Here is a 21,864-nt window from a genome sequence, read left to right on the forward strand (position 1 = left end):
CCAGGTGCATGCCGCTAAGGTTCCTCTCCAAACGCTTCCTATCAACTGCATTATTGTGAGAAACCATCATGACCGCACGGATGAGTTTGGCTTCGCGCCTTCAGACTGTCGCTCTGTACTGGGCACTTTCAGCGAGCCCGGTCTGGGCTTTGGATACGGTGACTCAAGACGCCAATGTGCATCGCGTGCACCAAGCGTTCACGAACTGGCAGCAGGGCAAAGGCACAGCGTTCGATTTGCTGGCGCCCAATCCCGTATGGACCGTGACCGGATCAAGCCCCGTATCGAGTGTGTATAACAGCAAGGAAGATTTATTGGAACAGGCCGTACGGCCCATTACGGCTCGGCTGGCGACTGCGGTTTCCCCTACCGTCCAAAGCATTATTGCCGAGGACGACGTTGTGGTCGTTCTATGGAGTGGGAAAGCCACGGCCCTGGATCGCAAACCCTACGACAACACCTAAGTAAGCGCTATGCGTCCGACATTCCGGGCACATCCATGTTGATCTTGCGCCAGGCCGCTTCGGAAAAGCTGTAGACCGAAAACGCGATGAGCCCCAACGCCATCACCATTAAAACCACACCGCCGGCCGGCAGGTTTTGCAGTACATCGAGGGCGTCTTTCATACCGGGTGGATCCATGGCTTTATAGGTCGAGCCACTGATGATCAGCAGCAGGGCGATTTCAATGAAAACGACGCCCCGGGCGATAAGGCCGAACCGAGACACTGGGCGCACATACCGCATGACGTCTTCGTCCGCTTCAAAGTATTTCTCGAACGAGGCTTTCCAGCCCTTGATGAGGTGAGCGATGCCCACGCCAAGCGGTATCAGCGCGATGACGTAAACCAACACATTCGAATGATCCCAGGATAATAGGCGCGCAAGTAAATCCTGAGTCTGCCCCCCTCCGGAATCGCCTGAGCTTTTAAGACCGCTGAGTAGCAAACCCAACGCAAAAAACGCCAGTGCGGCGTTGACCAAGCCGCCTGCCAGCAAACCTGCCCGAATGACCAAGCCTTTAAGCTCTTTACCGTGATGGTCTACATCGCGCGTTGCTTGCAGTACGCGCCATCCGGCGAAAGCAAGTAAACCCATCACCACCAGGCCGACTAAAGCATGGCCGAATGGCTGGCTTAACAATGCCTCCAGGCTGCTGTGGCTATCCTTCGATTTGCTCGAGTCTTGAGCCGCCAGCAAAGCGAAGATACCAATGATCAGATAGATAACGCCCCGAGCGGCATAGCCGCCTCGTGCCAGTAAAACGAGGCTTTGGTGTGGGGACATGGGAGCAGATTCCGAAGAGGTCATACAGGAGCAGACCCATGGTATTGCGAGGGGTTCGATTGGTGTTCGAGTGCCCACGGCTGTGATTTTTTGTGACGCCGTTCGTTTTTTCGCATAGCGCTAATCAAAGGCTAAGCTTGATCCCGAACAAAAACTGCATACAAGCAGTCTTTTGAAGAGCCGAAATTCCACTCATCCTGAGGTCGCACAATGAGTCTGATCGATTGCCCTGAATGCGCTTCGCGAATTTCCGACAAGGCCTACGCCTGTCCTCATTGTGGCAATCCTTTCCGGGAGCCGAGTTTCCGCCTGACCGAGAAGAACGTGGGGCAGATTGCCGGGGTGACCGGCGTCTGGCTCACCGCGCCCTGGATCGCGCGGATGGTCTTTGGCGTGGTGGCCGTGATTGCGGTGGCGGCGGTGTTGATTCTACGGTAACTGCGTCGATAGCCAGCTAGCGAGCCGGGTCCGCCGTGCAAGCGCTCTGCCGAACATAATAATTGTCGAACTCACTGCTTTCGACGAATTGGAAACCGTGGCGGATGTAAAAGCGATTCGAGTCGCTTTCTTTAAGTGCGCCAACCCTGACCGGGAGCGCGGCGGCATCCGCTTCCTTGAAAATATGATCGAGAACAGCAGCGCCTATTCTTGAGCCCTGCACGCAGGGCCTGACATACAAGTGGTCAAGCAAGAGCTCATTGTTGAGAGGCTTGACCACAACGAACCCAACCCTCTTTCCCGATACCTCGATGTGGCGTGTATAGCGAGGTTCAAAACCTCCCAGAAACCGCTCGCGTGCCCGCACCGGATCAAATCGCCCCACACGCTCCAGACTTTCGCGCATGGCCTCGATTCGAATATCCACCAGAGCGTCCGAGTCGCTTTGTTGAGCGGGGACTAAAATGATTGGAGGGTTTTGATGGGGGGAGAGGGCCATTGTTCACACTCTGATTTTCATCCGGAAAGCCAGTATAGATAACCTGACGATGCCGGCTCATGGTGTCGGATGTCTCTAGCCATTGTTCAACGGCAACTGCGGACTGTCCGGATTCAACTGCTGGCGCCTGAACTGCCCCGGCGGCTGGCCATGTATCTGGCGAAAACGCCGGGAGAAATATGCCTCGTCGGCAAACCCGCACAACCTCGCCACTTCGCCCACCGGCCGTGTGCCATTAAGCAGGTAATTGCGCGCTGCATGCATCCGACGTTCAAGCACCAGTTCGGTGAAGGTCTTGCCGATTTCCTTGCGCAACCAGTGGGTCAGGTACGTTGGTGACAAGTACGTCGCCGCGGCCACCTTGATCAGGTTGAGGTCGGGGTCGGCGATGTTCTTGCGCAGGTACTCGGACATCCGGCCCAGCGCATCGCGTCGGCTGACTTCGGCGGCGTTCTCTTCGGCCAAGCGCTTGAGCGGCTCGGCGTACAAGGCGCAGACGCTGCCGATCAGCTGCAACAACAGGCCCTTGAGCATCTCGCGAGTGCCGAATTGACGGTTCTGGTCCAGGCCACGCATCTGTTCGATCAAGGCGCAGACCTTGGCGAAATCCTCATCCTCCAGAATGAAATCCAGATGTTCCTGGAAACGGAACGGCGACAGTTCCGGTGCCAGCAGGATCGAGACCTCTTCCAGGTCCATGGGGTCGCACTGCAGATGCGGCAGGAGGAACGTCTGGGAAAAATTGATCACCATGAAATTGCTCTCGGCCGGGTGCGGAATCACGTGCACGCGGTGGGGCAGGATGAAGGCCAGGGTGTTGCGCGGAAACGGACGTTCGACGTTGCCAATGTGTTGCACGGTGTCGCCGCCAAGGTTGATCTGGATCTGGAAGTACTCGTGGCGGTGCGGGCTGGTTTCGGCGCGTCGGCCCTTTTTGTCGCGAATGTAGAAATCCGTCAATTCGCTGCGTTGCTGCATGACGTAGGTGGGGACTCGGCTCGGTGATGACATCTCCTGGGAATCCTTTGCGGTCATGATGATGACGATTGTGACGGTGTATCTGGATGATTTTCAAGAAGTCATACGATAACAAGGCTGCTGGCGTGAATTTTATGGCTCTCGAAAAAGGAAGGCGCTTGTCCAAAAACGATAAGTTTTAGTTTTTTTATTTTCTCTTTTAAAACAGATATTTAAGTTTGTTCTAAAAGTCATCTCAAAAAAATAATCGATCTGATTTTTTTGGACAGGTTCCTTTGACGCGGTTTTAGCCGGGAAAAATGATCTAACAGCTCAGTTGATTTTGGATGGTTGTACGACCACTGTTGGGCCACGCAACCCGACCCTCCCTCCAAAAACAATCAAAAGGTGCGCACATCATGAAGCTTTTCCTGATTCACCCTGACCCGCCTGACTGCTCCCCCGACAGATCCTGTTGCAAGGCCTCTTCGGACGCCTGACACCGGCTGTTCGCACCCCTCATTCCAGTAGCGATTGTTCTGCCCCGACATCGAGGGCATTGATTTCGGCTGCTCGTAAACATTTCGACGCTTCTAACAATAACGAGGTCCACTCATGTCGAATTCCCACACCTCCCAGACCGCTGCAGCACCGGTGGTTGCCGGCGCCCGGGACGCCGCAGTGCCAGAGCGTCTGCCGTCGCGGCGGCGTTGGTTCATGCTGTCGTTGCTGCTGATCGCCACGATCATCAATTACATCGACCGGGTGAATATCTCGATTGCCGCGCCGTTCCTCGCCAAGGACCTGGGCCTGGACAAGATCGAGATGGGCCTGATTTTTTCCGCGTTTGCCTGGACGTACGCGATTGCACTGGTGCCCGCCGGCTTTATCGCCGATCGCTTCGGTTCCCGGTTCACCTACGGGGTGTCGCTGATCAGTTGGTCGACCGTTACCGTGTGCCAGGGCCTGGCCACGGGCTTCGCTTCGTTGTTCGGTCTGCGCCTGGCAGTCGGCGCGATGGAGGCGCCGGCATTTCCGGCCAACAGCCGGGCGGTCACGGTGTGGTTCCCGGCGCGTGAGCGGGGCCTGGCCAGCAGCATTTACGTCTGCGGTCAGTACCTGGGCACGGCGCTGTTTACCGGCGCGCTGCTTTGGCTGGCGACCACCTACGATTGGCGCCATGTGTTCTATAGCACCGGCGCACTCGGCATCGTCTTCGGTGTGGCCTGGCTGTTCCTGTATCGCGACCCGATGAACTGCAAGAAGGTCAGCAAGGAAGAACTCAAGTACATCGAAGCCGGGGGCGGGCTGGTCAAGAGCAGTCAAGAGCGCACCCGGTTCAACTGGCGCCAGATCGCCGAGCTGTTCAGCTATCGGCAGATCTGGGCGATTTGCATCGGCAAGTTCGCCAGCACGTCGGCGCTGTACTTCTTCCTCACTTGGTTCCCCACGTACCTGATCGAAGAACGTCAGTTGACCATGATCAAGGCCGGGATCTTCGCTGTCCTGCCGTTCGTGGGCGCGACGGTGGGCATCCTGCTTGCCGGGATCGTCTCCGACCTGTTGATCCGTCGCGGCTATTCGCTGTCGTTTGCCCGCAAGTTGCCGCTGGTGGTCGGCTCGATGCTGGGCATGTCCATCGTCTTGGTGAATTTCACCGACTCGAACGTGATCTGCATCGCCGTGCTGACGGTTGCCTTCTTCGCCCAGGGCATTGCGTCGTCCTCGTGGGCGGCGGTATCGGAAGTGGCGCCCAAGGAACTGATCGGACTGACCGGCGGGATCACCAGCTTGGCGGCCAACATCGGCGGGATTGTCACCCCCATCGTGATTGGCGCCATCGTCCACAAGACTGGCTCATTCGCCTTGGCCTTCTGGTTCATCGGCGGCGTGGCGTTGATCGGCACCTTGTCCTATTCGTTGCTGCTCGGCCGTTTGTATCGCATTGAACTGAAGGCACGCTGAGCCCGGAAAAAACCGTTTTTCTCCAACACGAGGCGGCATTCCTCCAACTTCGCCAGGGATTGCCGCCGTACGCTGACCCTTCCAACAGGACTTTTATCAGGATGAACATGCCCGAGTATGTCTTTACCCCGGACCTGCCAGTGACCTTGCCGGTTGTCGGTACCCCGCAGCGTTTTCCCGTCGGCCGGGTCTTTTGCGTTGGTCGCAACTATCCCTGGCCTGATACCCAGGGTGAATCCCGAGTGCCACCGGTGTTTTTCATGAAGCCTGCCAGTTGCGTGGTGGAAGCGGTGGGTGAGGTGGCATTTCCATCGGTGACCGAGGAGTTTGCCCACGAAATCGAATTGGTCGTAGCCATCGGTGAGGGCGGCGCCAACATCCCCGAGGGCCAGGCGTTGGCTTATGTGTGGGGCTACGCGGCGGGTTTGGATTTGACCCGGCGTGATGTCCAGCGCATGGCCAAGCGCAACGGTCTGCCGTGGGAGGGCGCCAAGGTGTTCGACGGCGCCGCGCCAATGACCGCCATCGTGCCGGTCTCCCGGGTGGGGCACCCCGATGGCGAGTTGTGGTTGAACGTGAACGGCCAGGAGCGCCAGCGCGACAGCCTCGACAGCCAGATCTGGTCGGTCAGTGAAGTGATCGCGCGTATCTCGCAAACGGTGGCGCTACGGGCCGGCGATCTGATCATGACCGGCAGTCCTGCAGGTGTTGATGTGTTGCAGCCGGGTGATGTGATCACGGCTGGCATCGATGGCATCGGCCAACTGGAAATGCGCGTCGGTCCGCGTTTGTCTGAGTGAATTCGAGAAAGGAGAACCCACATGTCCTACATATTGAAAGTGGCTTTGGTAACTGGCGCCGGCAGCGGGATTGGCCGTGCGGTGGCCCTGGGCCTTATGGAAGACGGCTACACATTGGTGTTGGCCGGCCGCCGTCCAGAGCCCTTGCAAGCATTGGTCGAATTGGCAGCCAGCCAGGGCCACGAAGCCTTGGCGGTGCCCACCGATGTGCGCGACCCGACCAGTGTCGACGGGTTGTTTGCAACCATCGCCGAGGTGTACGGACGCCTCGATGTGGTGTTCAACAACGCCGGGGTCAACGCGCCCGCCGTGCCACTGGATGAACTGACGTTCGAGCAGTGGCGAAACGTGATCGACACCAACCTCAACGGTGTCTTCCTCTGCGCCCGCGGTGCCTTCGGCCTGATGCGCCGGCAACAGCCCCAGGGCGGACGCATCATCAACAATGGTTCGATCTCGGCCCACACCCCGCGACCGTTCAGCAGCGCCTACACCGCCAGTAAACACGCGGTGCTGGGGTTGACCAAATCCTTGGCCTTGGACGGGCGTGAATACAACATCGCCAGCAGCCAGATCGACATCGGCAATGCCCTCACCGAAATGTCCGTACGCATGACCAAAGGCGTACGCCAGGCCAACGGCAGCATTGCGGTGGAGCCGATGGTGGACGTCAAGCATGTCGCCGATGCGGTGCGCTACATCGCCGGTTTGCCGTTGTCGGCCAACGTCTTGAACATGACTGTCATGGCCACGGCCATGCCGTTTGCCGGTCGCGGTTGAGCCTGCGTGCTGTTCATTTTGGGGACATGCATCCGTGGCGAGGGAGCTTGCTCCCGCTTGAGTGCGAAGCGCTCATGAAAAGACTGGGGCCGCTGCGCAGCCCAGCGGGAGCAAGCTCCCTCGCCACACTGATTCGAGCACGCCTTGATTGCGCTTGAATCAGTTTTTTCCTATTTCGATACGAGGTCTACATGAAGCCAGAAGTCTTGCAACTCAGCCCGATTCTGATCCCTGAAATCAATGCCCGGCTCAGCGAGCTGTTCACGATACGGCGCTATTTCGAACAGGCCGACAAACAAGCTTATCTGCAAGAGCACGGTGCCAATATTCGCGGCGTGATCACCGGAGGGCATACCGGCATCAGCCAGGCGCTCATGGCACAACTGCCCAAGCTGGAAGTGGTGGCGGTCAACGGCGTGGGCACCGATGCGGTGGACTTGGCCTACGCCAGGGATCGCGGAATCCGCGTGACGGCCACTATCGGCGCGCTCACCGAAGATGTCGCCGACCTGGCGATCGGCCTCTTGATTGCCGTGTGTCGCGGGCTGTGCACCGGTGACCGTTACGTACGCTCCGGCCAATGGCCCCAGAGCCCGACGCCATTGGCCCCGCTGCCCTTGGCCCGGCAGGTGTCCGGCATGCGCATTGGCATTGTCGGCATGGGCCGGGTCGGTCGCGCCGTGGCCACCCGCGCCGCCGCGTTCGGTTGCCCGATCAGCTACACCGACCTGCGACCCATGGGCGACGTGAACCACACCTTCGTCGCCGACCTCAAGCAACTGGCCCGCGACAGCGACGCCCTGATCCTCGCGGCCGCCGCCGACAAGGCTGAAGCCATCATCGACGCCGAGGTGCTGCGCGCCTTGGGCCAGGGCGGGTTCCTGATCAACGTGGCCCGCGGCAAACTGGTCGATGAGACCGACCTGGTGGCGGCGCTGACTGCCGGGGAAATCGCCGGTGCGGCGCTGGATGTGTTTGTCGATGAGCCACATGTGCCTGAGGCATTGTTCGGCAATGAGCAGGTGGTGCTGCAACCTCACCGCGCGAGTGCGACGTTGCAGACCCGCACGCGGATGGGGGAGATGGTGGTGGCGAGTTTGGTGGATAGTTTCGCGGGGAGGGTGCCGCAGGGGTGTGTGACGGGTTGAAGGTTGGTCACTTCAGGGCAGCTTGAAGTGGCGATGCAATGCGTCAGTCGTATCCGGGTGGGAGCCGCGTCACGACCTGGCTCCAACACCTGGTGATCTCCCCGGCAACGCTGCCGCGGCCTTTCCTGGGCTCAAGCCCATCGCTTGCAATGAGGTGCTCCAGCAGCCACTCATCCGTCCATCCTGCCCATTCACCCGCAACTGACCTGAGATTCGCTTCAAGCACCGGGAATACTTCATTCCACAGGATGCTGTGCATTTCACTGGGTGAGTAACCGGTTTCAAGGACGACACGAGCGATGTATTCGTAGGTCAATTCGTCGATCTCGGTATCCAGGAAGAGCGAGGAAAGGGCTTGCCAGGTTTTCAGGCGGTTCGCGTCGACAGGGTTCATGTTTTTGTCTCGGGATATGTAGGTGATAACCCATTTGGCCCAATGCTGCCGGCCAATCGCCTGCTTGCCACCGTACAAGTCTGGCTGCTGCCAGTAAACCGAGGTTGTGAAAAAACACAACCAGAGTACCATCGGCTCAAAGACAAGGACGCCCATGGATATACTCACGCCCTCACGTTTTGACGACGCTGCGATTTTGTACCCGAACGACAAGGCCGGGCTTGATCGGTGCCTGCGCATTTTGAGGATGGCTCGCCCCAAGGGGTTCGCGGATCTGCAAAAACTTTTCGGTAGGCACGGTGTGGACTTGTTCAAGCCCAGAGCCGCAATGGATTGGGTGGTGATCGACGTAGGTGGCAATAATCTCAGGGTGATAGGCGGAGTCAACTACGCCCGGCAGAAGTTCTACGTCAAACACATCTACACGCATGCCGATTACGACGTTGCCAATGTCTGGTATGCAAGAAACAAAGGGGTAAGACGATGAGCGTAGCCCGGAACGACTTTCAAACCGTGATCGCAGCGCTTGGCGAGCTACACGCCGTACTGGATCGCCTGCGCGGTGAGTTTGTGCATGGCATCAAGACCTCTGCCGACTATGAGCGTGCGACGGACTTGCTTGATGTACTCACCGATGGGCGCCAGCTGAGCAAGACCGAGGAGAGAATTCTCGTTGAGCTCGAGGATGAAATCCTGGCCTACCAGCGCGACTCCGATCAGTTCCGCGAGTCGACTGCCGCTTTTGAGGCGACCTGCACGCCTGTGCAATTGATCAAGGACCTGATGGAGACGCTCGGACTGACCGGTTCAGAGCTCCCTGAAATCGGTGATAAAACGGCGGTGTCCAAGGTACTCAGTGGTGATCGGCCTATCAGTCACAAGATGGCGTATGCGCTGGCTCAGCGGTTTGCGATGGAGCCGAGTGCTTTCTTGACCACCAGCCCGGCAGAGGCGGCTCATATCGAAACTGTTCGTCTTCCCCTCAGGAAAACCTCAACCTATGAGCGTTTTCGCAGCGACTCTATGGCTACACATTCAGTGAAAGAGGCCGGCGCCGGTGAATACAAAACGGTGACTTCGAAGGGCCGCAGAAAGCCAGTCAAAGGGCCGGACCAAGGATAGGGCAATAGCCAGAGCAGCACGACCGCGTTGCAGGCCGACGAATAATTCCTGATAGGGACATTTCCCTGGACGTCTTAAGGATTGAAAAAGGAGTTTCATCAATGGGCCCCATCCCCACGTTCCACACCCGCCGCCTCATCCTAACCCCCCTTGAACTGACGGACGCGCCGGCGATTCAACGGTTATTCCCACACTGGGAAGTGGTCCGTTTCCTGGACAGTCGCGTGCCCTGGCCTTACCCGGATGACGGCGCTCTGACGTACGTGCGCGACCATGCGCTTCGCGCGATTGCAGCCGGACGCGAGTGGCATTGGATGATCCGTATTGCCGAAGATCCGGCACAGAGCATCGGCAGCATCAGCCTCTACGATCAGCCCGGCAACCACCGAGGGTTCTGGTTGGCGCCGCAATGGCAGCGGCAGGGTTACATGCGCGAGGCTTGTGAAGCGATCAACGCCTATTGGTTTGAAACCCTGGAACGTCCCGTCATGCAAGTCCCCAAGGCGGTGGGCAACCTTGCTTCGCGCAGGGTATCGGAGCATGAAGGCATGCGCCTGATCGGGACGCAGCAGGGAGACTTTGTCTGCGGGACATTGCTCAAGGAGGTTTGGGAGATGACGCGTGAGGCGTGGCTTAAAGCCAAAGCCTTATCAAGCACCTGAAGCCCATAGCAACCCATCGAGGTCGTTATTGACCCGCCGAGGGACGCCACGCGGTGGCTTGTAGATAGGGCCACTGTTTGAGCAGTAGACCGCGCGTTGTTTCAACGCCCTGCAAGGTTTCAGCGCAATTGACCACCGCGGTAAAGCTGCGCTCGGTCAGCATGAAACTCTCCGAGCCCAGCGTCTGGCACTGCTCGCTGGCGCCGATGGGTTGGCAGAACATCGGTTGCATTTTCACGTCGTAGCCTTGGGCCCGAGTGAATGCCTGGAACTCTGGCATGGCAAGACGAGCCGGTGTGCCGCTCAGTGCCGGACCTTGCCAGACGGGGGTGATAAGACCCCTTGATGGATAGTCGCTCAGCCCTTGGACTTGCCTGGCCTCGAACAGGGCAAAACAGAACGAAATGTTTGCTGCATTATTGCTCGCTGGGGGAGTGACGGGAGCGGCCACGGGAAGCGTCGTCGCGGCGACTGCCGGAGGCTGAGGCGCAGGCGCTGCAGAGGGGGCCAAGCCCGATGAGTCACCTATTTCCACCAGCACGTCGATGGGTGCCCGGTAACGCCACACCTTCAACGGCGCCGTGAATCCAGGTCGGATGCGGCTGGCGACAGCGGTCAGCTCGGCCGGGCTATTGACCGAGGTCCCGGCAATTTGCAAAACGATATCGCCGGCCAACATGCCTGCTTTTTCAGCGCCACTCCCTGGCACCGGCCCCAGGACCAATACGCCGCTGACCGCGGCTAATCCGAATTGCCGGGCCACCGTTGGTGTAACGCTGGTGATGTGCAGGCCCAAGACCCCTGTCTGATTGGGCACGGATACGGGCATCACCGCTGATGGCACAGGCACCGGGGGCGCACTGGGCGCAGGAACGCTGCCGGCTGAACAGTCGCGTTGTGTGGCGACCTGTTGGATTACCAGGTTGACGGGGTCGGCCGCCATGCTGGGATATTGCTCCCACCCCGTTTGGTTGCCAGGAAAGTCTCACAATCCATGGCGTAGTAGGTCGCCGGGTCTCTGACCTTGCTCAGGTATTGCGCTGTTTCGGCTCGCTCGGCGGCGCTGTACATGGGGTTGACGCAAGACGCCAGAAGAGGGGAGAGCAGCATTGCGGCAAGGCACTTTGTCGACATGGGCTTCTCTGAGGTCTTGGCGTGCAGGCAGGTCCAGGCAAGGTACTATTTGGCCATCATCCTGTCCAACCTCAAACCAAGCACTTCGTTGCCGTGATGATTGAGACGAGCGGCATCCGGGCAAACGTGCACTTGATATACAACTTAAAAGCACTTTGCCATGATGCGGCACGATCCATTCGAATCAATCACTGAGAAGCGAAATGTCTGCTCCCGCCTTCAAATCAAGTACCAGGCTCGCCGTTGCCCTGTCACTCGCAGCCCTGTCCGGCTGTGCCTCTGACGGCGGTCTCGGTGAGGCGGCGGTAGTCGGTGCGATGCTTCTTCCCATGCCGGGTGGCGTCGACACCAGCGTTATGACCAGTGCCGTAGGCTTGGCGGCCGGCGCCTATGTGGTTTCCTCGGTCGCAAGTGCGGACTCTGCCAGCGTCTCTCCCGCGACCTCCACCGTTGCCGCGCCCCAAGGCCTTCCTCCCATTGACCTGCAAAAGCTGGTGACTCGGGAAACGCCTGACCGGTATCGCTCCAAATCCTGTGAGTACATCGAAATGTCCCTCAGCGAAGTGCCGATGTACCAGGCGAGCGCTGAGCCGGTCATGAAGCAGGTTGGCACCGCTCGAAAGGAAGCGGCCAGCCAGGTATGGCTTGAGAAAGGTTGCCAGCCAGCCAATCTACCTCGCGGTCGGATCGGTGCCAGTATCGACACCATCGATCCAAAGCGGGCGATGGCTTTGTCACAACCCCCTGCCGGTGTTGTTGTGTTGGCGGCCGTTCCGGGTAGCGGTGCTCAACAGGCCGGGATAGTGCCTCAGGACGTGATCGTGGCCGTTGACGATCGGCCTATCGCCGACTCAATCGATTTCAGGGTAGCCGTCGCAAAAGCTTCAATCGGCTCGCGGGTGAATCTGAAAGTATGGCGAGGCAACGCGTTTAGCATCGTTCCCGTTCTGGTGGGGCCCGGCGGGACTCAAGTATCTGTGACCCCAACGGCGATGGCGAACGGTGTAACGGCTGCGTCTGCGGTCCCGGCAGGTGCAATGTATTGCACGGCAGTGCTGTCCACCCAACACACTTACGGCGCTGCCGTCAGCCCGGTCAAATTGATCGCTGGAGCTGCGAGCGACATGCAACCTTCGCTCAAGAACTACATCGCCAAGGTGAAGCTGCAACAGCCCGGCGTTTGGGGGGATTTCAAACTTAACAGCGACGTTTGTGCGCCCGGCGCTGTTGTATGCATGGCTGAGGCCAAGGGACCGACCGGCAAGACACAGAACGCTTTCGAGTTCTGTCACGCGACACAAGCCAAGGCGGATGCTGAACTGGCCCAGATGCGCTTGGGGGATCCGAAAGCGGTGCTGGTTGATTGGCCTTGAGCTGTAATCGTTCTCTGCGGTTATGATCGAGCGGTTTGAAGCGCTGGAGTGCCTCGTGATGCCAAGGCTCTGGGGCAATCATGCTACGTGCAAAGCACTTCATCTTCAGCAGCGATCAAGGAAGACCACATGCAACCGTCACTCAATCGAATCATGCTGTATGTCCGGGACGTTCAAGCGACCTGTGATTTTTACGAGCGTCATTTCAGTTTTACCCATGAAAGAAGAGTCGGTGACCGCGTCACCGAATTGAGCCCTGCAAACGGTGGCGCGATCCTGATGGTCCACCCGGCAGGGAAGGCCGTTAAAACAGGGCAAGTCACCGTAAAGCTTGTCTTCGATATTCGGGATGTCGAGGGCTTCAAGGAAAAGTGCCTGGCTCAAGGCCTGAAGTTTGGCGCGACCCATAAGGCGGACGACTACTCTTTCGCCAATGCGAAAGACCCTGACGGCAATTCCATTTCCATTTCCAGCAGAGCGTTTGCATGCCACTGAGCTTTCATAAGATGCATGCCAATGGCGATGACTTCGTCATTGTCGATTCGCGAAACTCGGCCAGTCTGGTGACAAGCGCCATCGTCCAGCGAATGGGGGATCGGAACCGGGGCGTAGGCTTCAACCAACTCGCGGTGCTGCTCGATTGCGACGATGCCGATGCGCGTGTGATGTTCTGGAACGCAGATGGCTCTGCGCTGGACGTTTGTGGCAGTGCGACGCGGGGGGCCGCGGATCTGCTGATGCGCGAAGCAAATGTTGCTTCGGTAGTGCTGCGCACTCACCGTGGTCTGCTCACGTGCGAACGTACCCCAACCGGCGACATTTGCGTCGACATGGGCGTGCCGATTTTCGGCTGGTCAGACATTCCCTTGGCGCAAGCATTGGACTCCGCTGTCCTGCCACTTGCCGGCAGTCCCGCCGCCTGCAGCATGGGAAATCCCCACTGCACCTATTTTGTCGATGATCTGGCTAACGTTGATATCGCGACGATCGGCCCGGCCATCGAAACCAACGCGCTGTTCCCGCTCAAGACCAACGTTCATTTCGTCCAGATCATTGATCGCACGCATATTCGGTTGCGCATCTGGGAGCGCGGGGCAGGTATTGCGCAGGGTTCAGGTTCTTGCTCGTGTGGCGCGGTTGTTAATGGGATTCGTCGTGGTTTATTGGGCAGCGCCGTCGAGGTTGAATGTGATGGCGGAAGCGTGACGGTGCAGTGGGATGGCGTGGGGCCGGTCTTTCTTATCGGGCCGGTGAAAACGAGCTTTTCGGGGACGATGAGTCAAGGCTGAGTCGGTAGGTGTTTCAATCCCTGGAGCAGGGATTTTCAGGACGTTATGCATCATTAAATCAAAAGGAGGTTTTATTCATGTCGGAGCAACGCATTCGCCCCCTCGCTCTTTGTGTCTTTCATCATCAGGGAAAAATACTGGTCAACCAGTTTTACGATGCCATCAAAAAACAGACGTTTTTTCGTCCTGTCGGGGGCGGCATTGAGTTCGGCGAAAGGAGCCATGATGCCATCGTCCGAGAAGTGCAAGAGGAGCTGGGTGCCTCGATCAGTGACCTTCGACTGATTGGCACTTTGGAAAGCATTTTTACCTACGCCGGCAAGCCTGGGCACGAGATCGTCCAAGTCTACGATGCAAGGTTTGACGACGCTGATCTCTACGAAAAACCCTGGTTGGAAGGCTTTGAAAGCAACGGTGCATCGTTCAGAGCAACGTGGTGCTCCAGTGCCAGTTTCACGGCTATATCACCTCTGGTACCTGAGGGGCTTTACGATTTGCTCAAGTCGGCTTCGCTCCTGGAGTGAGTTCAAGCTTGGCCGGGATTACTATGCAACGACGTGCAGGGTGGCACGCTGGGTCGCAGTCGTTACGCAGTATCAGCCCTGTTTACTAAGTGGGATTTTTTCGGAATACACAGTCTTTTTTGGGCCCCCTTTCCAAGGTGTGTACTCAACGGTTAAATAAAAATCGGTCGGCTCATTCCTGGGGATCGTAAAACCTTCTACTCGCAAACAGGACTTCCAGCGTTACCTGACGGTGTACAGCCTGATTGTCACGCCTTTCATCGACACCGCTCGCAAGTGCCTGCCCACGTTTTCATATCAACGCCAACACGCCACAATGCGCCCAACGCCTGCCATCGGATCAGCGAGTGCTGACACGGGCGAGGCTCAGAGAAAATCCAGCAAGGAACGCCCATGAATTTCTTCAAGAAGCTTCTCGGTTCATTGAAAGGCCCAGCAACTCAAGACGACCAGCCCGCGCCGCAAACCCACGAGCTTGGCGACCTGAGCGAGGCTGAAGCAGCCAATCTGGCCGTCCGGGAGGCCGGCCAAGCGTGCCTGGATCGTCATTGGCGTTCTGTCGGCACGGTCGAGCGGGATGTCCTTGCCTACCTGATCAGCCCGAGCCTTTCCGGCGGCCCGTACTGGCCCTCGACCCGCCAGGCCTACCGCGTGGTTCGCCGTGGCGACACGATCATTCTCGCCACTGAAGGCCTGTCCGATCCATTCGATGACGCGGAAGGAATGGGCAACGGCTTCGAGATGGAATTGTTCGTCGAAACCGCAGATATACCCGAGCACGCCTATGCCCCCGTGGGGGAGGTCGATCCTTTCAAGCGCAGTTGGGCATTCGAGTTGCTGGAGCATGTCGCCAAAACGGTGGCCGACGCTGGCGGCATCACCCACCAACTCGACCAGCACGGGGCGCTGTCGCTTGAACTTCCCGGGCTCAGCCAATCGCACCACATGAGCGATCAACTGCCCAAACTCTTCGTGACCGATGACGACTCCACCGGCGTTCTGCTCGGTGCCCCGGAGCCGGATTTCCCTACTCAACTGGATGACATGCCCTTGTCTCCGGTCAGATTAGTACCGGTGGTCTTGATCACGGCAGCGGAGCTGGAGTACGTCCGTTCCGGCGGGCGAGCGGCGCGGGAGGATCTGGTGAGTCGTTTGAAGGCGGCGGGTGTTGGGCATATGAGCAGCCTGCATCGGGCGAGTGTGGTGTGAGGCTGGAGCCGGTCGTCGAACCTGGCGGTATCCCTTTGGCCTCCTGCTGACTCTTTCAACCCCATCTTCAAGGACGAACCCGTGACCGCATCCCCCGGCAAACTCATCTTCCTGCCCGGCGCCTCAGGCAACACCCAATTCTGGCATCCGGTCGCGGAGCGCTTGGCAAACCCGGCGCAGCAAGTGCACATCGGCTGGCCCGGCTTTGGAGACACACCGCCCATGCCGAGCGTGACCGGCATGAATGACCTAGTGGCGCGTGTACTGGCCCAGATCGACCGACCCACAGCGCTTGTGGCGCAATCCATGGGCGGTATCGTCGCTGTGCTTGCAGCGCTTGAACGCCCTGAGCTGATCACCCACCTGGCGCTGACCGCCACCTCGGGTGGGGTAGACATGTCGGCGCTGGGCGCGCACGACTGGCGCCCGGATTTTGCGGCCGCCAACCCGATGCTGCCGAGTTGGTTTCTCGACGACCGCACCGACCTCACACCCCGTTTGATCGAGTTGCGCATGCCGGTCCTGCTGCTCTGGGGCGACGCTGATCCGATCAGCCCCGTTCGCGTCGGCCAGTACCTTGCCCAACTGTTGCCCCGCGCTGAACTGCACGTTTTCCCTGGCGCCGATCACAGCCTGGGCTTTACTCACGCAGATGAGGTGGCGAGGCTGATCGAGAAACATCTGGCCAGCGAGTGAGCGGAAATATGTCGGACTGATTGTGCGGGGGCAAGCGCTTTCGGATAGCGAACAAACAGCCTAATGCGCACTTAAGAACACGATGAACCTGTGGCGAGGGAGCTTGCTCCCGCTTGAGTGCGAAGCGCTCACAAAAAGGGCCGCTACGCAGCCCAGCGGGAGCAAGCTCCCTCGCCACGGGGTTGTCGATTGGCAGGCTTATAAAGTGGAACCTGCTGGCGCTGCATCCAGTCGTCGTGCAATCACATCCATCACGTCGCACCCATCGCGCAGCGGGATGCAGCAAAGCTGCGCCAGGTCTTGCAGGGTCGCGGGATCGAGGGGCTGTTCATCGCGCATCGCCAAATTCTCCAGGAACTGGGTAGCGGCACGGATTCGATAGGCTGCTGCATCGAGCAGGATGTGTAGCGGGGCGGTGGTATCGACGTAGAGGGGTTGGTCGTCGGCGTTGCTGGTGAGGCCCATATATCGGTTCATATCAATTCCTTGTGTCATGAATGAACTGTCACGCTTTGTCGCCAAACAAAGGGTGACAGCTGTACGCAGGTTGGCGAACCGGAGACACAAGGAGCCGGCAGACCCGAAGGTCTCCCGCGCACAGCTGCCATAAAGCAGTTTCTGTGAGCACAAGGGTGCTTCTGCCACAGCAGAAAGCACCGTTGCACTTGTGTCAATCGAGTCGCCAAACCCGGTCGCCATCTGGGCGACGCCAAGACTATAGACGCCGCAGCAAAAAATACGCAAGGGATTGATAGGGAAGGGGATTCCCAATCATAGGTAGGACATTGCGGTGGTCGTAAGCGTCCGAACTCCGCGTCCTACAACTCGGCAGACCCGCCCCTTACATCTTCCGAGGAGCAAGAACATCGTCCTGTGCTGTGCGAATATTGGCCGCGGATGCAGCGTTTAAGGAGTGACGAATGATTCAAACCCCACCCAATACCCTTTCGAGGTATCAATGACTGACTACCGCGGACTGATCCTCGAAGACACCCGCGAAGGCGCCACCGACGGTGCTATCGCGCAGCTGGAAGCCAGCCTGGGTGCTCGACTGCCGGACGACTATCGCCAGTTCCTCAAGACCTGCAACGGCGCCTACGTGGAATACGACGTGCTGGCCACGCTCGCCAATGGTGATGAGGAATTGCTCAGTTTCTCGCTATACGGGCTGGATCCGGACCAAGAATATGAATCCAACCCCTTCGAGCTGGAGCAACTGCGGGCGCAACCCGGGTTCCCTGCAACGGGATTGTTGCCGATCGGTCGCGACGGTGGCGCGAGTATCTTGCTGCTGGACCTGCGGGAAGGGCGCCAGGACGTGGCGGCGATGGTGGCGGGCTTGCCCGCTTGGACTGGCCGCCGCCAGCAGGGCGATGAGTACGTGGTGCTGGCGGATTCTTTCAATGGTTATCTGGACTCGCTGCATCTATCGCAAGAGCGGATCGAGGAGCATATCAATCACTTCATGATCAGCCCTGAGAGTATTGCGGCGACGTTGGAGTGGTTGGATAAGGGGAGTCCGGGGTGGCGGGATAGATACCGGGATTTGTGGAATGCGAGGGTTTTGGATCGGTTGATCTGAAGGCTGAACCCCTATTTCCCGACTGACGCCAGTCCTCAGTCGAGGCGGTCGATGGCGCGTGCAAGATTGGCGCGTGCCTGCTGCTCGAATGCGTCGAAGTACGCTGGTGTCGTATAGAGCCGCCCGCGCGCCAGGAAGCCTTCAAGGACCTGGCGCCGCTTTTGGCGGTACAAAGGCAGCGGCACAAACTGATACTCGCAGCGAATTTGTTGGTCGTATTCCTCGAACCGTTCGAACGACGCTCCAAGGATCGCCAGATCCGTGTCCACCAACACCGCTTCGTCTGCCGACGCCGGGGCGCCGTCGTGTCGCGTCACCATGATCAGGTCGTAAAGCCTGCGTCGCGTTTCATCGCCCAGGCCGCTATCGCGTGCCACCTCGTCCAACCATTGCGCGCTGCGCAGCTCGTTGTCGCTGCGAAGAGGGTCGTAGATCGCATCATGGAACCATAGCGCGAGGTCGACTTCGGCAGGGGCCTGGCAGGCCGCGTTGACGAATCGGCGCACTTGAAGGCATTCCTTCAGGTGCTGGAGGTTGTGGTAGGCGCGGTGCGGCTCGCAGTAGTGTCGAATGAGGTCTTCGTACGTCTCTGGTGACGCGCATCCGACGCCAAACTCCGCCCAGACGCGAGCCCAGGCGGCGAAACCCGTGTCATCAGCCACGTCCAGGTCGCCGGGCGTGTTGGCCGGGAATAGACCGTTCTCTTCTGGCGAACCCGTCATTGTTTTTCCTTCCCCTTTGGATTATTGGGTATCAGCCGCCGGCGCATCGTCGGCACCTTCCGGCGGCGCTCCGTAAGGTACGCCAATCTCGACCCGATCAGCCTTTACCCAACCGGTATAGTCGTCGCCGCTCTTGGCGATGAAGTTCACTTCCAACCATGATTCGTCTTCAAGGCTGGAGTAAACGGTGAGGGAGTCACCGGGTATGACGAAAATTTTCTTATTGGCACAGGCTTCGTCCGGCGCTTCGTGGAAATGCAGGCGCCCGGTGCCAATGACCTTGCCTTGCACCGACGGATGAAACTCAGGCACTGTTCCAGAGAGCTTTTCCGCCAGGGCAGAACAGTTAACAGCCGCCTGGCTCAGGCTGCTGAAAAGGCACAGGCACAACACGCTTGAACGCAGATACATCGTGGCGAATCCGTTTGGGGTAGGGGCGTAGGATAGTTAAGTCAGAAATTATTGGGAACGAAACATGGAAAAAGCGGCTGGAAAAAGTGCGGAAAGGGAGTGCCCATCTGCCAATACCCCGCTATCCAAACCATCCACTCAGCAACGCTGCGCCCAATGCGACTAACGCGGTATTGAGACAGACCAGCGTGAAGCCGAACCTTACCAGTTCGCCTTCCTCCTTGGCCTGGGTCTTGGCAAGTCCCAGGATCAGCATGACAACCGACAGAGAGCCCAGCGCTGCATGTCCTGCCGAGCTGTTCTGGACGGCAGCCAACAACAGGCGAGAGGATTCCGGCAACATCGCGATGGCCGGCATGAAGATCGCATTGCCGCCAACATTCGACCCGGTCATGTAGCCTGACAGCGCGCCAAACAGGGCCACCAGCGACGTCGCGGCGGTGGGCGACAGGCCTGCCAGCATTTGCATCAAACCCGCGAGGAAGCCGGCCTTCACCATCATCTGCGACATCGCGAGGAAGAAGAAAATGGTCAACAGTGGTCGCTTCGCCCGCGCCACCAGCGCAGCAGGCATGCTTATGTCGAGTGCTGTCTGGCGTTGTGTGTGGCGTGTGTGAAACCCTAGCCCGATCAACACCAGAACCAGTGCCAGGCCTGGTGAGGCGAGTGGCTTCCAGGTGACTTGGGCGCCCTGTACAACCCAGTGATCCTGCCAAGCGGTGATCGCCCACACCGTCTTCAACGCGACAATGCAAACAATCAGCACCAGATACGGCCAGGCCTGACGCGGCCATTGCACCGCACCGCGCTCGCTATCGTTGCTGCGCAGGCGCCACAGCCCAACAGAGAGTATCGCTGCGGCCGTCACCAGGCCCGCGGCAACGCCGGCCACTTCCGGCCCCAGCCACCGACTGGCACTGTAAAGCACGCCCACAAACAGCAGCCAGAAAGCGCCCAGCGCCCTCCATTCCCGCGAGTCACGAACGCCTGCAAGAGAGAGTGCGATTGCGCCAAGTGCCAAGAAAACCGGTGCGCTGGTCAGTGCCGACGTCGATGCCAGCGCGGGTGCGTCCAGGTGAACCAACGAAGCACCAATGACCGATGCCAGGCCCAGCGTTCCCCAAGGCATGATTGCCATGCCGGTCAGTGCTATTCGTAGCGCGACCCGACGTTCGAAGAGACTGAGAAGCAGGGGCACCGTGGCGATCAACGACACGCCGAAGCCGGTCATCGCTTCGAGCAACGGTGCCAGTCCAAGAACGATGAACACGACTTGATCGCCGCGTCCAAGCCCCAGTGACCGCACCCATTGGCTAAGCGCCAGGTTGACCCCCATGCGCTCGATAAAAATCACGAAGACCAGGCCTGGAACGATCACGAAAGCCGTACTTGCAAACAGCACAGCCGTATCTTGAGCAGCGGCCACCATGCTGCCCAGGCGCCACGCGTCGGCAGCGCCGGCGAGCCAGAGCACCAAGACTAATGCAGTGCCTGCAATGGCGGCGTGCATGGGTGGCCGGCGCAGCCCGACGAGCATGGCTGTAACCAACAGGACAGGGGAAAGATGGAACAGTGCGAGCATGCCAATAATATCCTGTGTGTGTTCCCGACTAAGGCTGCGTACGCAGACTGCTGGCAAGATAATATTTCTCTTGGCTAGATAAAGGGGTGCGGTTTTCTGTTAGTTTTCGAGAAAATTTCTCACAGGCTTACCATGGCAAAAAACGACGCTGCACTTGAATCGTTGGACAAATTCGACCGTGCCATCCTGGACCTCGTCCAGCGCGACAACACGATGCCGCTGCGCCTCATGGCCGAGCAGGTCAATCTTTCCACGGCCGCCGTTCAGCGCCGTATCAAGCGGATGGAAGCGGGGGGCGTCATCACGGGCAACGTAGCCATCGTGGATCCCACCGCCGTAGGGCGGCCGATCACGATCATTGTCGAGGTGATGGCAGAGCGCACGAGCATCGAGGCACTGGAGGCGATGAAGGCACACTTCGCGGTGCCCGAAGTTCAGCAGTGCTACTACGTCACCGGCGAAGTGGATTTCGTCCTGGTGCTAACCGTTGCCAGCATGAACGAATACCAGGCGTTGGCGCGGCGATTGTTTGCCGAAAATTCCAACGTGACCTGGTTCAAGACAATCGTGGCGCTGGACCGTGTGAAAGTCGGGCTTGATGTGCCGAGCGTGCCGGTGGGAAAAGAGATGGAATAGGGGATTACTTTTACTTCCATAAAACAAATCCGACCGGGTAGGGCACGTGACTTTGACAGACGCTCAGGTAGGGCGAAGCGCTTACCCATGCTCCGCTGCCAACATCGACCTGAACTGAGCAATGATCTCTGAAGATAACCCGGCACCTTCGAACACTGCGCAGGTGAAGCTAACGGGTGCAGTGCCTGGAGCAGTGATGACGCTGTCCGCAGCCACTGCTACTGGGCTGCTTCGATAAAACTCATTTCCTTCATAACCCACGGCATTGTTTTGCAAGAAGTCGGCGCTGTTCGAGGTATGAGGAACCGTGTCGAGAAGCCCGGCCCTGGCAAGTGCCAGCGTTCCCCCGCAGATACCGGCAATGGTCGCGCCACGTGATCGACTCGCCTGAAGAAAATCGCGAATATCGGGCGCTTCTGCACGTTCCCAGGCCATTCCACCAATAACGACGACAACGTCCGGTTTCCACCCCAGGCATTCTTGCAAACTGCTATCAACCGTTACGGCCAATCCACCCTGTGAACGGAACGGCCCCGTAGCAGGAGCGAAAAACCGGACGTCGATCCCGTAAAAAGGGGACGCAGTTCCAGCGATGAAAGCATATTCCCAGTCCGCAAAACCGGGGGTCAGTATCAAACCCACGCGTGCCATCAG

Annotated in this window: 27 protein-coding genes and 1 pseudogene; 18 read left to right on the top strand and 10 right to left on the bottom strand. The window is 58.7% G+C overall.

Annotated elements, in window-relative coordinates:
* Window positions 1-68 precede the first annotated feature (68 nt).
* Window positions 69-464 (top strand): nuclear transport factor 2 family protein, encoded by a 396-nt coding sequence (locus KI237_RS09700; protein WP_212799626.1) that lies wholly within the window; start codon window positions 69-71, stop codon window positions 462-464.
* 7 nt (window positions 465-471) lie between these two features.
* Here KI237_RS09700 and KI237_RS09705 read toward each other — a convergent pair whose 3' ends face one another.
* Window positions 472-1,287, bottom strand: coding sequence for a DUF1206 domain-containing protein (locus KI237_RS09705; RefSeq protein WP_212799627.1), 816 nt, complete (start codon window positions 1,285-1,287; stop codon window positions 472-474).
* Between the two features lie 210 nt (window positions 1,288-1,497).
* Between KI237_RS09705 and KI237_RS09710 the strand changes: the two genes are divergently transcribed.
* The gene (locus KI237_RS09710) at window positions 1,498-1,725 is read left to right on the top strand and encodes an integrase (protein ID WP_003204158.1); all 228 of its coding nucleotides are present in this window, start codon (window positions 1,498-1,500) and stop codon (window positions 1,723-1,725) included.
* A 16-nt stretch (window positions 1,726-1,741) separates the two neighbouring features.
* On the opposite strand, the gene KI237_RS09715 is transcribed toward KI237_RS09710, so the two are convergent.
* Together KI237_RS09715 and KI237_RS09720 are read right to left on the bottom strand one after the other, a co-directional pair.
* Window positions 1,742-2,224 carry a GNAT family N-acetyltransferase gene (locus KI237_RS09715; protein WP_212799628.1) on the bottom strand — a complete coding sequence of 161 codons (483 nt, stop codon included), beginning with the start codon at window positions 2,222-2,224 and terminating at the stop codon, window positions 1,742-1,744.
* A 75-nt stretch (window positions 2,225-2,299) separates the two neighbouring features.
* Window positions 2,300-3,235: a helix-turn-helix transcriptional regulator gene (locus tag KI237_RS09720; RefSeq protein ID WP_212799629.1), complete on the bottom strand. Its 936-nt coding sequence runs from the start codon at window positions 3,233-3,235 to the stop codon at window positions 2,300-2,302.
* A 561-nt stretch (window positions 3,236-3,796) separates the two neighbouring features.
* On the opposite strand from KI237_RS09720, the gene KI237_RS09725 reads away from it, so the two are divergent.
* The 4 genes from KI237_RS09725 (at window position 3,797) to KI237_RS09740 (ending at window position 7,874) form a co-directional block, all read left to right on the top strand.
* A complete protein-coding gene (locus KI237_RS09725) occupies window positions 3,797-5,146 on the top strand; it encodes an MFS transporter (protein WP_212799630.1) in 1,350 nt (449 codons plus the stop codon).
* Between the two features lie 101 nt (window positions 5,147-5,247).
* A complete protein-coding gene (locus KI237_RS09730; protein ID WP_212799631.1) occupies window positions 5,248-5,946 on the top strand; it encodes a fumarylacetoacetate hydrolase family protein in 699 nt (232 codons plus the stop codon).
* A 21-nt stretch (window positions 5,947-5,967) separates the two neighbouring features.
* Entirely contained in the window at window positions 5,968-6,726 is a 759-nt protein-coding gene (locus KI237_RS09735; RefSeq protein WP_212799632.1) for an SDR family oxidoreductase, read from the top strand.
* A 191-nt stretch (window positions 6,727-6,917) separates the two neighbouring features.
* Window positions 6,918-7,874, top strand: a complete 957-nt coding sequence (locus KI237_RS09740; RefSeq protein WP_212799633.1) for a 2-hydroxyacid dehydrogenase — start codon at window positions 6,918-6,920, stop codon at window positions 7,872-7,874.
* A 43-nt stretch (window positions 7,875-7,917) separates the two neighbouring features.
* On the opposite strand, the gene KI237_RS09745 is transcribed toward KI237_RS09740, so the two are convergent.
* A complete protein-coding gene (locus KI237_RS09745) occupies window positions 7,918-8,424 on the bottom strand; it encodes a DUF7079 family protein (RefSeq protein WP_249410716.1) in 507 nt (168 codons plus the stop codon).
* Between KI237_RS09745 and KI237_RS09750 the strand changes: the two genes are divergently transcribed.
* The 3 genes from KI237_RS09750 (at window position 8,423) to KI237_RS09760 (ending at window position 10,052) form a co-directional block, all read left to right on the top strand.
* Window positions 8,423-8,755, top strand: a complete 333-nt coding sequence (locus KI237_RS09750) for a type II toxin-antitoxin system HigB family toxin (RefSeq protein ID WP_212799634.1) — start codon at window positions 8,423-8,425, stop codon at window positions 8,753-8,755. The two genes, KI237_RS09745 and KI237_RS09750, sit on opposite strands and share 2 nt — an antisense overlap.
* On the top strand, window positions 8,752-9,390 hold the full coding sequence (locus KI237_RS09755) for a helix-turn-helix domain-containing protein (RefSeq protein WP_212799635.1): 639 nt from the start codon (window positions 8,752-8,754) through the stop codon (window positions 9,388-9,390). Before KI237_RS09750 ends, KI237_RS09755 begins: the two co-directional genes overlap by 4 nt.
* A 101-nt stretch (window positions 9,391-9,491) precedes the next feature.
* Entirely contained in the window at window positions 9,492-10,052 is a 561-nt protein-coding gene (locus tag KI237_RS09760) for a GNAT family N-acetyltransferase (protein WP_212799636.1), read from the top strand.
* A 25-nt stretch (window positions 10,053-10,077) separates the two neighbouring features.
* On the opposite strand, the gene KI237_RS09765 is transcribed toward KI237_RS09760, so the two are convergent.
* Entirely contained in the window at window positions 10,078-10,848 is a 771-nt protein-coding gene (locus tag KI237_RS09765) for a S1C family serine protease (protein WP_212799637.1), read from the bottom strand.
* A gap of 541 nt (window positions 10,849-11,389) precedes the next feature.
* Here KI237_RS09765 and KI237_RS09770 point away from each other — a divergent pair.
* From KI237_RS09770 to KI237_RS09795, 7 genes and pseudogenes are all read left to right on the top strand, one after another.
* The gene (locus tag KI237_RS09770) at window positions 11,390-12,559 is read left to right on the top strand and encodes a PDZ domain-containing protein (protein ID WP_212799638.1); all 1,170 of its coding nucleotides are present in this window, start codon (window positions 11,390-11,392) and stop codon (window positions 12,557-12,559) included.
* Between the two features lie 129 nt (window positions 12,560-12,688).
* Window positions 12,689-13,054, top strand: a complete 366-nt coding sequence (locus KI237_RS09775) for a VOC family protein (protein WP_212799639.1) — start codon at window positions 12,689-12,691, stop codon at window positions 13,052-13,054.
* The gene (dapF, locus tag KI237_RS09780) at window positions 13,045-13,848 is read left to right on the top strand and encodes a diaminopimelate epimerase (RefSeq protein WP_212799640.1); all 804 of its coding nucleotides are present in this window, start codon (window positions 13,045-13,047) and stop codon (window positions 13,846-13,848) included. The genes KI237_RS09775 and dapF overlap by 10 nt, the downstream gene beginning before the upstream one ends.
* Window positions 13,849-13,925: 77 nt before the next feature.
* Window positions 13,926-14,372, top strand: coding sequence for an NUDIX hydrolase (locus KI237_RS09785; protein WP_212799641.1), 447 nt, complete (start codon window positions 13,926-13,928; stop codon window positions 14,370-14,372).
* A 199-nt stretch (window positions 14,373-14,571) separates the two neighbouring features.
* Window positions 14,572-14,769 (top strand): annotated as a pseudogene (locus KI237_RS30415) (sterol desaturase family protein); the annotation flags it as partial.
* Complete coding sequence (locus tag KI237_RS09790; protein WP_212799642.1) at window positions 14,766-15,581, top strand: suppressor of fused domain protein; 816 nt, start codon at window positions 14,766-14,768, stop codon at window positions 15,579-15,581. The pseudogene KI237_RS30415 and the gene KI237_RS09790, both read left to right, overlap by 4 nt.
* 81 nt (window positions 15,582-15,662) lie before the next feature.
* On the top strand, window positions 15,663-16,277 hold the full coding sequence (locus KI237_RS09795) for an alpha/beta fold hydrolase (protein ID WP_212799643.1): 615 nt from the start codon (window positions 15,663-15,665) through the stop codon (window positions 16,275-16,277).
* 198 nt (window positions 16,278-16,475) lie between these two features.
* On the opposite strand, the gene KI237_RS09800 is transcribed toward KI237_RS09795, so the two are convergent.
* On the bottom strand, window positions 16,476-16,754 hold the full coding sequence (locus tag KI237_RS09800; RefSeq protein ID WP_212799644.1) for a short-chain dehydrogenase: 279 nt from the start codon (window positions 16,752-16,754) through the stop codon (window positions 16,476-16,478).
* 481 nt (window positions 16,755-17,235) lie between these two features.
* Between KI237_RS09800 and KI237_RS09805 the strand changes: the two genes are divergently transcribed.
* Window positions 17,236-17,859: an SMI1/KNR4 family protein gene (locus tag KI237_RS09805; protein WP_212799645.1), complete on the top strand. Its 624-nt coding sequence runs from the start codon at window positions 17,236-17,238 to the stop codon at window positions 17,857-17,859.
* Window positions 17,860-17,894: 35 nt separating this feature from the next.
* On the opposite strand, the gene KI237_RS09810 is transcribed toward KI237_RS09805, so the two are convergent.
* The 3 genes from KI237_RS09810 to KI237_RS09820 form a co-directional block, all read right to left on the bottom strand.
* Window positions 17,895-18,581, bottom strand: a complete 687-nt coding sequence (locus KI237_RS09810; protein ID WP_212799646.1) for an HD domain-containing protein — start codon at window positions 18,579-18,581, stop codon at window positions 17,895-17,897.
* Window positions 18,582-18,602: 21 nt separating this feature from the next.
* Window positions 18,603-18,992 carry a hypothetical protein gene (locus KI237_RS09815; RefSeq protein WP_212799647.1) on the bottom strand — a complete coding sequence of 130 codons (390 nt, stop codon included), beginning with the start codon at window positions 18,990-18,992 and terminating at the stop codon, window positions 18,603-18,605.
* A gap of 121 nt (window positions 18,993-19,113) precedes the next feature.
* Window positions 19,114-20,574 carry an L-lactate permease gene (locus KI237_RS09820; protein WP_212799648.1) on the bottom strand — a complete coding sequence of 487 codons (1,461 nt, stop codon included), beginning with the start codon at window positions 20,572-20,574 and terminating at the stop codon, window positions 19,114-19,116.
* Between the two features lie 132 nt (window positions 20,575-20,706).
* Between KI237_RS09820 and KI237_RS09825 the strand changes: the two genes are divergently transcribed.
* Entirely contained in the window at window positions 20,707-21,210 is a 504-nt protein-coding gene (locus KI237_RS09825) for an Lrp/AsnC family transcriptional regulator (RefSeq protein WP_212799649.1), read from the top strand.
* Between the two features lie 81 nt (window positions 21,211-21,291).
* Here KI237_RS09825 and KI237_RS09830 read toward each other — a convergent pair whose 3' ends face one another.
* Window positions 21,292-21,861: a DJ-1/PfpI family protein gene (locus KI237_RS09830; RefSeq protein ID WP_212799650.1), complete on the bottom strand. Its 570-nt coding sequence runs from the start codon at window positions 21,859-21,861 to the stop codon at window positions 21,292-21,294.
* Window positions 21,862-21,864 lie beyond the last annotated feature (3 nt).

It is taken from the genome of Pseudomonas sp. St316 (genome assembly GCF_018325905.1).
In the GTDB taxonomy this organism is placed as follows: domain Bacteria; phylum Pseudomonadota; class Gammaproteobacteria; order Pseudomonadales; family Pseudomonadaceae; genus Aquipseudomonas.